This is a genomic window from Candidatus Hydrogenedentota bacterium (assembly GCA_016791475.1).
In the GTDB taxonomy this organism is placed as follows: domain Bacteria; phylum Hydrogenedentota; class Hydrogenedentia; order Hydrogenedentales; family JAEUWI01; genus JAEUWI01.
The window spans coordinates 1-12678 of the sequence record JAEUWI010000070.1; the positions used below are offsets into that span (position 1 = coordinate 1).

The window sequence follows — 12678 nt, forward strand, 5'->3', positions numbered from 1 at the left end:
AATTTGGCGCTACGTCAACAGCTAACTATCTGCTACACAAACAATTGCAAAGAATCGAAAACTGGGGATCACTCAGCCGTAAGCGCCGTCGCCTTGACTTTGGCCCCCGCCCAGGCCCGCTCGCTGAGTACGCGATAGGGATAGCTCTCCCCGAAAAGAATCCGGCCCCGAAGATGGCGCGGAAGCTCCGCTTCGTCCTGGCTCCGGCGGGGACTCGATTCGGTCGCCAGTTGGTAGGTTTCCGACCGTCCAAAAATCTCGGAAAAATGCAGTGTGGCCAGTGCGTTTACGGTGTAGTTTCCCGTGAGCGCCAGTACGCGCCCCATCCGATCCAGAGGCAGATCATCCAGCAGCCGCTCCGAAAGCGCATCACCCAGATGCGCCGTCAGGCCTTCCTGGCGCGCGGCGGTCACATTGCGCCAGTTACTGTCGACGAGGATCGCGTCCAGGCCTTCTTTCTGCAGTACCGCCGCCAGTTGCCGGGCAATCGGGTGTCCTCCGATGATGATGGACCCCTGGGGATTGGCGATGGCGAGGCCAAGCTTTTTGGCCAGTGGACCGGCGGTCAAACCATAGACCAACACCGTGACGCCGATCACCAGGAACGTGGCCGGAACCATGCGCTCGGCCCCTTCAAATCCCGCTTCGCGCAGGTAAAGCGCAAACACGGAAGTCACCGCCGCCGCCACGATCCCGCGCGGCGCCATCCAGCACAGGAAAATGCGCTCCGCGCGGGTCATGGATGTACCCAGCGTACACAAATACACCGAGAGGGGCCGCACCACAAGTATCAACACGGCAACAAATAGAAAACCACCGATGCCGAGTTCTTGAAGTTGCGCGAGGTCGAGACGCGCCGCCAGTAGAACGAAAAGGACCGCCAGCAGAAGTACGCGCAGGTTTTCCTTAAACTCAACAAGTTGTCGGATGGATATTTTGTTCTGGTTCGCCAGCCAGACTCCCATGATGGTAACGGTAAGCAGTCCAGACTCTTCCATTAACGAGTTGGACAGGGCAAAGGCGCCGATAGCCATCGCCAGGCTGATGGCGACCTGCAGAAACTCGGGAATCCAGTAGCGTCGAATCATCAACACAAGCGCGTTGGCCCCAAGAATACCGAAACCCAGGCCGATGGCCAGCGTCTTGGCGATGCCCATCGGTATGCCCGTGGCCGCGTGGCCCGCATCGCTGGTGATGCCCTCAAACACCAGCACGGCGAGACTCGCGCCCACCGGATCGATCATGATGCCCTCCCACTTCAAGAGCGGGCCGACTTTTCCCGTGGGACGTATGTGGCGCAAAAGAGGCCCGATCACCGTGGGACCCGTAACGACAAGAATGGCGCCGAGCAACAAGGCGACAGACCACGACACCTCAATAAGGTAGCGCGCGGCAAGCGCCGTCACCCCCCACGTTACCAACGCACCCAGCGAGACCAGGCGCCAGAATACCGTGCGCACCGCCGCCAGCTCGCGAAAACGGAGCGTCAAGCCGCCCTCAAACAGGATCAACGCAACACACACCGAGACCAGCGGCAGCAACAAATCGCCAAAGAGCTTATCGGGCTGGATCCAGCCGAGCACCGGCCCCGCGAGCAATCCCGAGGCCAGTAGAAACAGGATGGACGGGATCTTCACACGCCAACCAATCCACTGCGCCCCTACGCCGAGCACGATCAACAATGCCAATGCCACCAGATAATTGGGTTCCATACGCTACCTCTTCCGACTCCCCGCCCCACGCCCCTGATAGTAAGCGCCCTGGCGACGCGCGGGCAACTTCGTCAGGCGGCCCTGAGCCGAATGAGGGGAAACCGTAGGAAGCGCGGAGAAGTCGGGCTATTAGAAGACGGTAGCGGACTCCAGCGACACATTGTTCATTGAGCTTGATATCAGGGCGAGCCAGCCCACCCTGCGCGTCGATCAGTTCTCTCCGTCGGATCAGTCCGATCAGCCCCTCGCCCGTCAGGGGCGACACCCGTGCTGTTTTGCGATATCCCCTCAGTTCGGACAAAAGCGATGATATCGGCCCTTGATGTACATGCTGAAAATCCGCGGCACGTAGGGGTGGACAACTTCCTTTCCGGTCGCGTCAAGCTCGAGGTTCTCTTCGGCCACGTAGGTTTCGGCTCCTCCATGAACGAGCACATGATACCAGGGTTGCCTGCGATTGGGCTGGGTGGGGTTGCCGCGATACCATTCGTCGGGCGCGCCGCAGCGGGGATCGGCCTTGGCAATGACGCCGCGATAGTTGTAGCGCTTGTGATGAACGATCTGTCCAACTTCAAACTGGGCCATGACGCGACTCCTGTGCCTGTCCGCCACCGCGTTAATCGAGCTGCCTGATCGTGCGGCCGCCGAAACTGGCCTTTGCCAAGAGAGGCCACGCGCCCGCTCTCTTGTGATACGGCCGATGCAGGGCGATGCACCGCTATGACCATTATACCAGCAGAATGAAAAATAGTTTCAGGGAAAGCAAGAACCAAAGTATTTTTCACCACGAAGGCGCGAAGAGCACAAAGGAAACAATCGAGAAAGAGGGCTTAAACAATTGTGGTTCTTCTTGCACGCCCGGTATTCATTGGATCAGCCCCCCCATCTTTGCGCCTTCGCGCCTTTGCGTGCGATGGATTGAGTGCAACAAGCCAATGGCAATCGAATGACCACCCCAAAAGCATCCAGCGCCACCAATACTTTTCTCTTCGTGTTCTTCGTGCATTCGTGGTGAAATTTCTCTTGAACTCAGTGCCGCTGAAGCACGCGCCCGAAATACCGCGGGTCCGGCAAGGCCGCCGGGCCGCCCGCGGCCACCTGGCTGTATTCCGAAACATCCACAAACGCCGAATCCCGCTCGGCGGATTCATAGCCCGCCATGAGCACCGCCATGGTGTCCCACGCCAGCAACGGCCCCGATTGCGGATAGCGATTGGGCTCCAATGCGCAGGCGACCGCGTCGTCCATTTCGTTGACATAACCATGGGTGTGAAACTGTTTCGGACGCGGAAACGAGGTGCCCTGCGGCGTGGGCAATTTCTCGCGCAAGAGCAAATCCCCCGCATAGCGCCCGTCCGGCAGGAAAAGTTCGCTCTCGTTGTTTGGGTTCATCCGCAGGTCGTACTGACCGAAGTCGGCAATCACGGAGAACTCATTGCGGATGCCGCTGATGCTGAGGTCATACCCAAAAAGCTCGGCCACCGTGCCGTCCTCAAAGACCACCGTCGCTCGCGCAAAGTCGTCCACCCGCTGCATCACACGAAAGTGCTCGCCCGCGCCCTCGGGCTGCTGGCGGAGTATCCCCAGCGCCACCGCCGAAACCTTCGCGGGCCTGATGGGTCGCCCCTCCCGGAGCATGCCCTCGATCTGCTTGAGGTAGAGCGCCGAACCCAGCGGATGACAGGCCTTGTTAAACAAACTTCCCCCGCCCGATTTTGCGGGGGTATCATAATCCAGCGCGTGGGAGCCCGTGTGGGCGCAGACGCCCTGCTGAAGCAGGATCTTGCCCTTGTCGCAGGCCTGGGCCTCCCGAATCAACTCCACGAGCGCCATCATGCCATCGGTGTAAATGAAGTTCTCCGCATAGAGCAGCTTGGAACCGCTCCGCTCCACCGCCTGAAGCACTTCCTCCAGCGCGAGCATCGATTCCGCCTTTCGGATCGCGGCGGAGGCCTCCCGCCCCTCGGGATAGCCCGGCCAGATCAGCGGCGGCTTCTCCAGCACGATCACCTTCACCCCCACCTCCGCCGCCTCAATCACATAGCGGGCATGGGCGTGATTCGCACAGGCGATGCAGTCGATATCGGGCCGCACCGCCTCCAGCATCTCCCGGTGCGACGCAAAGGCCTGGCCCACGCCATGCTTCGCCGCGAAGCGCTCGGCATTGCCCAGATGGCCGGAGTTCACCCCGGCAAGTTGAAGCTCCACGCCATTGCGATGGGGCAGCATGGCAAAAGACCGGGCGACGAAATCGCCGGCAAATCCGGTACCGCTGATGGTGACCTTGAGGGTGTGCTGGGACATAGTACCGTTCTTTCTCGAAAAAGGCTGTTTTGCCCGTTGAACCTACTACGCCACCCGGTCCATTGTCCAGCCCCGACTTTCGTTTCGTCCATCCGATCCTGTATAAGTTGGGTTCCGCGGCGCGGACCGCGTTTCAACATCTTGCAGGAGGAAGCATTTCCATGGACTTATCAACCAGGCATGAACCGGTGGGCAATCTGTTCGACGAACAGCTCGCCGCCACGGACCCGGCCGTTTTTCACCTCTCCGCCGATCAGGTCCAGCAATACCAGGATCTCGGCTATGTCGCCGGCACGCGCATCCTCACCGACGCCCAGTGCGACGTCCTCTGCGAGGAGCTGGCCGAAATAACGAATCCGAAGCACCCCGGCAATTCTCTGTTTTACGAGTACAACTCCAACGAGTCCGCCGATCCCAACACCGTGCTCTTCCACGCCCTCGGCGCGTGGCGCGTAACCCCCGGCTTCCATGACATCCTCTGGAACCCCGCCTTCACCCGCGCCGCAAGCGATCTGCTGGGGGGCTCCGTGCGCTTCTGGCACGATCAACTCTTCTGCAAACCCGCAAAGCACGGCGGCGTCGTCGCCTGGCACCAGGACTACTCCTATTGGACCCGCACGCAGCCCATGCAACACCTCACCTGCTGGATCGGCCTGGACGACGCGGATGAAGAGAACGGTTGCCTTTACTACGTGCCCGGTAGTCACACCTGGCCACTCCTGCCCATCACCGGGCTCGCGGGCGACATGGATGCGATTCAATCGGTCCTGTCCGACGAACAGAAGGAAGCCTTCAAACCGATACCCATCCGCCTGAAGCGCGGCCAGTGCGCTTTTCACCATCCCCTGCTTGTCCACGGATCCTACGACAACAAATCACCCCGCTCGCGCCGCGCCGTGGTGCTCAATGTGGTCCGCGATGGTGTGCGCTCCGAGTCCGACGACGCGCTTCTTGAAGGGGTGCCGCCCCTCGGAAAAGGCACGCCCCTCTCGGGGCAGTTTTTCCCCGTACTGTACGAAGCGGGAAGCTGATTCACCGACGGATTTTGGACACCCGGCCCGCCTTGTCCGAAAAGTGGACACAATCGCGGACGCAAATCGATCAACACGCCGCACATCACTGATGTGCGGCTTTTTTCTTGCCTCAACGCGGATTTTTGTGTTGAAAATACGTTGCCAATCTTCTACTATCCAAGGACTTTTCTACTTGGGCATCAGGAACGAAAAACCCCATGCGCGAATACGATCTGCTCGTTGGAATCCTCGCGTGCCAGCTTCGGCTGGTTTCGCGCGGATCCCTCGTTCATTTCGCCGCCGCATTGCGTCAGACGCAGGACCAATCCCTTCTGGAATACCTCGTCGATTCCAAGGCCCTTTCGGAAAAGGACCAGGCCTTCCTTTGCCGGATCGTCGATACGATCATCCACGCCCATCACGGCGATGAAAAGTCGGCGCTAAAAGCCTTTGGCGGCGACGAGGCCGCAAGAGAGGTCTTCTCCGGCTCCATCGCAAAAACGGACCAGGGATGGGGCCCCGCCGAGGACCAGACCATTCTCGCCGAGATCCTCCCCCACGGGCTCCCCCCTCAGATCCTGCCCGAGACTATCGGACGATATACCCGTGGCTCGGAGTACGCCCGCGGCGGCATCGGCCGTATCCTCCTCGTCCACGACGAACAGATTGGCCGCGACGTTATCCTGAAGGAGCTGCTGCCCGAGCACATCGTCAGTCCCACGGACAGCACGCTATCCCAGGCGCCGCAACCGGAGAGCCCACGCAGCCCCATGCGCCGCTCGGCCGCCATGATGGCCCGCTTCCTCCAGGAAGCCAAAATCACCGGGCAACTCGAGCACCCCTCCATCGTGCCCGTGTACGAACTGGGAACGCGAAAGGACGGCCAGCTCTACTACACCATGAAGCTTGTTCGCGGGGAAACCCTGGCGGAGAGCATTAAGAACTGCAAGAACCCCGAAGACCGCCTCGGCCTTCTGCGCTCCTTTCTCGACGTCTGCCAGGCCATGGCCTACGCCCATTCCAAGGGCGTGATCCACCGCGACCTGAAACCCTCCAACATCATGGTGGGCGAGTTTGGCGAATGCGTGGTGCTCGACTGGGGCCTCGCCAAAATGCAGAAAGACATGGATGCCCACCGCGACGCCCTCGAAAAGACCATAAGCCAGCTCAAGCTCGGCGAAGAGCCCATGGCGGAATTCAAGACCCGCTCCAAGGATATCATGGGCACGCCCCTCTACATGGCCCCCGAGCAGGCACGGGGCGAAGTCGACGCGGTCGGCGTTCAATCGGACGTCTACAGCCTCGGCGTCGTCCTGTATGAAATCCTTACCGGCGATCTGCCCCATCCCTGGTCCAACTCCATCGACACGATCCGCCGGGTCGGTACGCTCCCCGCACCGTCGATTCTAAGAGCAGCGCCCCACACGCCCCCCGAACTCGCAGCCATCTGTGACAAGGCCCTCGCCTTCCACCCCGGCAAACGCTACACCAGCGCAAAGGAACTCGCCAGCGACGTTCAGCACTTCCTCGAGGGCGCCGTGGTCGGGGCCTACGCCTACAAGTTTAGCGACATGCTCGGGCGACTCTACCGGCGCCATCGCGTAATGATCAATACAGGACTGGCGTCGGTCGCCGCGCTCCTCGCCATCGGCGCCTTTTCGTACTGGGAGGTCTACAACGCCGGACTCCGTGAAAGCGCCGCGCGAACGGTGGCCGAGCAAAACGCCGCCAGCGAGAAGGACGCCCGGCAAAAGGAAGCCGCTGCGCGCGCGGAAGCCGAGGCCTCCCTCAAGATCGCGGAGCGCCAACAGTACCTCGCCCAAATCCGACTCGCCCAGGCCCACATCGGGGAACAGCAAATGCGCCTGGCCAATCAGGCTCTGGACGAGGCCCCGGAATCCGAGCGCGACTGGCTCTGGCGCTTCCTGCGCCTCGAGGCCAATCCCGAGCTCTTGAACATCCGCAATGATCGCTCCGCCATCGTCCGTGCCCACTACGACCCCACCGGTCAATTCATCGTCGCCATGCGCGAGTTTGAGCCCCCGGGTCTGTGGAACGCCGAAACCGGCGACTTCATCGCGGATTTCCAGGGAAGTGCCAATAAGCTCTACGGCGTCGCCTTTGATCGGAGTGGATCACTTTTCGCCGGAACTGGGTCTGGGGGTTACCTCGCCGTCTGGGAGCTTCCAAAGGGTACACTGCTCCATGAACACACAGGGCCGTCCGAAGGCATCGCCCTGAGTTTCTCCGACGATGGCCATCGAATTTGGGTCGGCGCATTGGACGGCACCATAACCGAGCGCGAAGCGCGAACGGGAAACATTCTCCGCACCATCGAAGGATCCGGACGCGCGGCTCTTGTCGTCCGTGAATTTCCCGACAAGAATCTCTTGCTGATTCACTACGATAACACTACGAAGCAAGGCGTAAAAGACACCATCGTCGCGCTCGGTCTGAATGACCTCAAGCGGCAATACCAGTTGGACGGAATCGGGATCTGGGTAACACCGGACGGCCAAAACTTCCTCCGCGCCGACCACCACGGTGCCACCGAACGAAATACCGATTCGCCCGTCACCATCCAGTACGACCTCGTCCGCTTCTTCCTCCATGATGTGCAGACCGGCGAGAGCATTGAAGAATTTGAAGGCCACTACGGTCGCGTTTTCGGCTTAGACTTCACGAAAGACGGACGGCGTTTTGTCTCCACCTCGGACGACGGCCAAGTCCGGATGTGGAGTCGTGGCAAAAAGGAATTCGAGAGGGCGTTTGGCACAGGAGGTGCCATGCGCTACGCCTATTTTCTCGATGGCGAGGATGAGATTGTCGGTTGTTCAGACGCAAACCGATTTGTCGTGTGGGACGTAGCCACGGGCACGCCCACTGCGACGTTCCTGGGGCAGAACAAGGAATTGGGCTGGGCAGAGCTGTCGCCCGACCGGAAGCGTTTGGTCTCCTCATCACAATATCATGCGTTCCAGATCTTTAACGCAAAAAGACCGCCTGGGCAGAGCGCTGTTGCACTGGCACGCTCTACCACGCTGGAAGGAAACCCCAGAATTGAAGACCTCTGCATTTCGCGAGACGAAACGAAAGCGATTCTGAAATGGAACACCGGCGAACTCCAAGCGCTCGATCTGAACTCGATGCGCTGGCTAAGCCGTTTCGAAACCGGTAACAAGACCATGCCGCGGCTTTCTCTTTCGAGCGACGGCACCCTAGTCTTGTATTGTCGCGATAAGAATTTGGTCGAAATCGGAAACGTGTTAACCGGGACATCGACCGCGCTGCCCCCTTTTCCGTTCGAGGTAACGGCAACACTTCTAGCCGACGACAACGAGTCCATTCTCGTCGCAACGTCCGACGGGGGAATCCACAAGTCCCACATTTCCAATCCGGAGGCCACTGAACTTTCCTCAATCCCGTCGGTCGTCCGGGCGTTCTGCCTACTTGATGCGGGAGCCATCGTAGCCATGGCGTGTGACGATGGCCGTCTGCGAATCGCCCAGTTCGGTACACTGCAAGTTGACGGCGAAGTATTGGTTGGCAAAGGCACCCTACTTGGCGTAGTTGCTTCCATCGACGGTAAAAGATTATGCACGGTCGCTTCCGATGGAACCGTCACTACCTGGAACGCGGAAACCTGGGAGAGAATGGGCGATTTCCAACTCGACGACTGGACCGCCCCCGGGCGCGGCGACGAAGTCTCCATGCGACCAACCTTCGACGGGCGGCAAATGCTGATTCATAACCAATTCTACCGCACCTCGGTTCTGGACTTGACCTCGGCGCGTTCGATAGCACAACCTTTCTGGAACATGCGCGTGGAAGAACTGGCGTCCACCAATACCGTGATTAAAATTACAAGTCGTGGTGCGCTTACGAAACACAGTTACAACCGTTCATTGATCTTCGGGAACTAAAAGTCCAACCAAAAAGGGAAAATTATGTATCGCAAATTAAGATTTGGATCAACGATGCTACTCTCGTGTATAGCAGTTCAACTGACACAGGCGTATGACATGGAAGCTGTGGTGAAGGCCATTGAAGACGACAAATCAACGCCCGCACCGATGGTAACCGCATGCAATAATGGCTTGGACAGCGGCGACTACGCGCCACCGTTGCTTTTTACTGTAAAGGCGATTGGTGCATACACGTTTAGAGACCTGTTTCACAGGGATCTGTTCGCCAAAGATGTGATCGCGACCTGGTACGCAAACACATCCGGCTTGACCGGTCCTGAATATAACGATCTAAGACAAGAACTTCGTGATTTGAACCAATTGTTTGTGGACGGTGGTTACAATGACTTGAAGTTCTGGAAAATGGTGGAGGGGCGAGTCGATGGGTCACTAGCGACAACCGCGCAATCTCTGGATACAGCGATTAAAGATCTCATGGCTGCGAATTTCAGATTCCCCCTATTTACAAAACGTCAAGATTTAAATGTCGAGGGTCGGCTTCGCGCCCTGGGGTCGTTCGCACTCAATCGCGTCAATGCTAGAACTGGCGGCCTGGGCAATATGTCATTTCAATGCATCTTTTACTCTCCAGCCAAATCCGAGTACAAGCGCAAGACAGATGGCAGCTTGGAACTTGATCAAATGGGCAATCCCATCCTTGACCCAGAGGGCTTTAGCGATTCATTCCTCATTCACACGGTTGTCCTTGCTCACGAGATGGGCATACTGCCAGAAACAGAGTTTGGCAAATTTACTTTTGTGGAAGCACAGGATGATACGCCTGAAGCGGTAATATTTTCCGGTGGCGGTGACGAATGTTGTTGTAACAACTCAACGGACCCGACACATGAAGCATTTTACCGGACATGTGTAGATATATATCCTAGAGGCTGTACTGAAGTTGGTGGAATTTGCGTGGTGGGCAGTTTGCATTGCAAGACTGTTCACTTCCACTAATAGCGCACTTTATCGGCAAAATCGTGCAAACCGTTTACATCACCCCAGCGCCTCATCCAGATTCCTGGCGCTGGCTTCAATCGTCCCCATAATCGCACCGAAATCACTGCCATGGGCGAGCAACTGCGCGCCCATGGCGGTGTATTTTTTCAGGGCTTCCGGCGTGCCCGCGGGCATGCCCCAGGCCTTGCCGTGGCGCTTGGCGGCCGCCGCCGCGCGCTCGATGCATTCGTCCAGGCTGGGCAGGTCCGGGTAGGTGCGCAGGCGCAGCCCCAGATCGCCGGGGCCGACGAAAATCCCGTCCACCCCTTCCACCGCCGCAATCGCGTCCACATTTTCAATCGCTTCGGGCGTCTCGATCTGCACCACGAGGAAGGTCTCGCGATTCGCCGCGTCGGCGTATTCCTTCCCATCCATGAGCGTATAGCGCGTGTCCAGGCCCGCCCCGTCCAGGCCGCGATCACCGAGCGGCGGAAACTTCACCGACTGCACCAGCATCTCCGCCTTCTCCGCCGTGGACACGTGAGGGATCATCAGACCCGCCGCGCCGTCTTCGAGGTAGCGATAGAGCCGCGACTTCTCCAACGTCGAAGGCCGCAGCATGCAATCGATATCCGCGAGCTGAAAGTGTGTTAACAACGCCTGAAGCTGTTGCTCGGGGATGAGCCGGTGCTCCAGGTCCAGCCAGATGCAGTCAAAGTTCGCCCGCGCGGCCATATGCACGAAGGGGGGAATGAAATGTCCCATGACGCACATGCGGACGGGCTTTCCAGCGCGGATCTTGGCGAGGGCCTTGCTCTTTCTCATGGGGTACTTCCTTCTCGTGGTGGTTGGTGGCCGGGCTCCCGCCTCGGGCGTGCCGCGAGCAATGGTTATAACAACTTGTTTCCCCCATTGTCCAGCGTGCTATAGTACCCCACCTCGCATCGTCGGACTGGCGTATTCGCTCCGGCGGCGACCAGCAGTGAGAAGGAGTTTCCCAGACCGTGACGCGTACCCTGCAACCACTGACCCCGACTTACCGCGGCCTGAGCTTCAGGCCGCTGGCCCTCCTGGCCGCATTGTCCGCTTCGACCCTCGGCGCCGGAGCGCAGGAAGCCTCCCCGGTCATGCCGCACGAGGTCGGGCTGGTCTGGCTCGACTGGCTGATCATCTTCCTCTACTGCGCCTCCACCATCTATCTCGGCTGGTACTTCAGCCGCACGCAGAACACGATGTCGGAGTATTTCGTGGGCAGCGGGGCCATGAATCCCTTCCTCATCGGCGTCTCCCTCTTCGCCACGCTCCTGAGCACCATCACCTATCTTTCCATTCCCGGCGAAGTGGCCGGCAAGGGGCCCATGTATATCATGACCCTGCTCGCCCTGCCCTTTGTCTTTCCCATGGTGGCCTATGTCCTCCTCCCGGTCTATATGAAGACGCGGGTGACCAGTGCCTACGAATTGCTCGAGACCCGCCTCGGCCTGAGCATTCGACTCATTGGCGTGGCCCAGTTCCTCGCCCTGCGCCTCGTGTGGATGTCCCTCCTCATCTACCTCATGGCCAAGGCCATGTCGAAGATGATGGATCTCGACGAGAGCGCCATCCCCTGGATCGTCCTCGTCATCGGCTTCGTCTCCGTCACCTATACAGCCCTCGGCGGCTTGCGCGCGGTGGTCATCACCGATCTGGTTCAGACCATGCTCATGTTTGGCGGCGCGATTCTTGTCGTCATCATGATCTCCATCGACATGGGCGGGTTTTCCTGGTTCCCCACCACCTGGCAGCCCCACTGGGACGTACAGCCCCTCTACAGCTTCGACCCGAGCACGCGCCTCACCGTCCTCGGTACCTTCTTCAACATCTGGATCTGGTATGTGTGCACCGCCGGGGGCGACCAGCTCTCCGTGCAGCGATTCATGGCCACCAAAGATGTGAAGGCCGCGCGCAGGGCCTACGCCATCCAGCTTTGCGCCAGCACCGCCATCACGCTGATCCTTTTCCTCGTGGGCTTCGCCGTGATGGGTTATTTCAATCATCACCCGGAGTTCCTGCCCGCCGGCTATGATCTAAAGGTCAATGCCGACGATCTCTACCCCCGCTTCATCTCGCACCATCTCCCGATGGGGATCTCCGGTCTCGTTATCTCCGCCATGTTCGCCGCCGCCATGTCCAGCGTGGACTCCGGCGTGAATTCCATCACGGCTGTCGTCATGACCGATCTGATGGACCGATTTGGCAAGAAGCCCACGACGGAAAAGGGTCACGTTCGGGCGGCAACAATTCTGGCCTTTACCATCGGCGGACTGGTCATGATAGGCAGCGCATTCGTTGGCAATATCGAAGGCAATATCACCGAGGTATGCAGCAAAACCGCCAACCTCCTGGTGACCCCCATATTCGGCCTCTTTTTCTTTGCCCTGTTCGTGAAATGCGCCAACGCGCCCGGCGTCTGGGTCGGCTGGTTCTTTGGCACGGCCGCCGCCGTCCTCACGGCCTTCTCCGGTGAAATCTTCGGATGGGACCCGATCACGGGTAATCCTCCCATTAGTTTCGAGTGGATTCCCCTCATCTCCATCACCATCAATCTGGTCACCGGCTACATCGCCTGCATCATCTTCGCAAGCTTCACCAAACCCACCACCGCACCAGCCTGATCCAGGGGAGAAAGATTTCACCTCGAAGATCACGAAGCACACGAAGAAAGAACAGAGGAGACGGCAGCCAATGTCTGGCTATCAATCCCAC

General features: G+C 59.1%; 8 protein-coding genes. 4 read left to right on the top strand and 4 right to left on the bottom strand.

Features of this window, described 5'->3' with window-relative positions; all coding sequences use genetic code 11:
* Positions 1–68: 68 nt before the first annotated feature.
* The 3 genes from JNK74_25010 to JNK74_25020 form a co-directional block, all read right to left on the bottom strand.
* Entirely contained in the window at positions 69–1712 is a 1644-nt protein-coding gene (locus JNK74_25010) for a sodium:proton antiporter (GenBank protein ID MBL7649450.1), read from the bottom strand.
* A 288-nt stretch (positions 1713–2000) separates the two neighbouring features.
* A complete protein-coding gene (gene hspQ, locus JNK74_25015) occupies positions 2001–2297 on the bottom strand; it encodes a heat shock protein HspQ (protein MBL7649451.1) in 297 nt (98 codons plus the stop codon).
* 444 nt (positions 2298–2741) lie between these two features.
* Entirely contained in the window at positions 2742–4016 is a 1275-nt protein-coding gene (locus JNK74_25020; GenBank protein MBL7649452.1) for a Gfo/Idh/MocA family oxidoreductase, read from the bottom strand.
* Between the two features lie 161 nt (positions 4017–4177).
* On the opposite strand from JNK74_25020, the gene JNK74_25025 reads away from it, so the two are divergent.
* The 3 genes from JNK74_25025 to JNK74_25035 all read left to right on the top strand — a co-directional run bounded on the left by JNK74_25025 (position 4178) and on the right by JNK74_25035 (position 9951).
* Complete coding sequence (locus tag JNK74_25025) at positions 4178–5047, top strand: phytanoyl-CoA dioxygenase family protein (protein MBL7649453.1); 870 nt, start codon at positions 4178–4180, stop codon at positions 5045–5047.
* 200 nt (positions 5048–5247) lie between these two features.
* Positions 5248–8952, top strand: a complete 3705-nt coding sequence (locus JNK74_25030) for a protein kinase (GenBank protein MBL7649454.1) — start codon at positions 5248–5250, stop codon at positions 8950–8952.
* A 99-nt stretch (positions 8953–9051) separates the two neighbouring features.
* Positions 9052–9951, top strand: coding sequence for a hypothetical protein (locus JNK74_25035; protein MBL7649455.1), 900 nt, complete (start codon positions 9052–9054; stop codon positions 9949–9951).
* A 39-nt stretch (positions 9952–9990) separates the two neighbouring features.
* On the opposite strand, the gene JNK74_25040 is transcribed toward JNK74_25035, so the two are convergent.
* Positions 9991–10758, bottom strand: coding sequence for a 4-hydroxy-2-oxovalerate aldolase (locus JNK74_25040; protein MBL7649456.1), 768 nt, complete (start codon positions 10756–10758; stop codon positions 9991–9993).
* A gap of 407 nt (positions 10759–11165) precedes the next feature.
* Here JNK74_25040 and JNK74_25045 point away from each other — a divergent pair, with 407 nt between their 5' ends.
* Positions 11166–12587, top strand: coding sequence for a sodium/solute symporter (locus tag JNK74_25045; GenBank protein MBL7649457.1), 1422 nt, complete (start codon positions 11166–11168; stop codon positions 12585–12587).
* Positions 12588–12678: the final 91 nt, after the last annotated feature.

Excerpts from the sequence above, each read along its gene's own strand:
- JNK74_25025 (MBL7649453.1), top strand. The coding sequence starts at position 4,178 with ATGGACTTATCAACCAGGCATGAACCGGTGGGCAATCTGTTCGACGAA.
- JNK74_25010 (MBL7649450.1), bottom strand. The coding sequence starts at position 1,712 with ATGGAACCCAATTATCTGGTGGCATTGGCATTGTTGATCGTGCTCGGC.
- JNK74_25030 (MBL7649454.1), top strand. The coding sequence starts at position 5,248 with ATGCGCGAATACGATCTGCTCGTTGGAATCCTCGCGTGCCAGCTTCGG.
- JNK74_25045 (MBL7649457.1), top strand. The coding sequence starts at position 11,166 with ATGTCGGAGTATTTCGTGGGCAGCGGGGCCATGAATCCCTTCCTCATC.
- JNK74_25035 (MBL7649455.1), top strand. The coding sequence starts at position 9,052 with ATGGAAGCTGTGGTGAAGGCCATTGAAGACGACAAATCAACGCCCGCA.
- hspQ (MBL7649451.1), bottom strand. The coding sequence starts at position 2,297 with ATGGCCCAGTTTGAAGTTGGACAGATCGTTCATCACAAGCGCTACAAC.
- JNK74_25040 (MBL7649456.1), bottom strand. The coding sequence starts at position 10,758 with ATGAGAAAGAGCAAGGCCCTCGCCAAGATCCGCGCTGGAAAGCCCGTC.
- JNK74_25020 (MBL7649452.1), bottom strand. The coding sequence starts at position 4,016 with ATGTCCCAGCACACCCTCAAGGTCACCATCAGCGGTACCGGATTTGCC.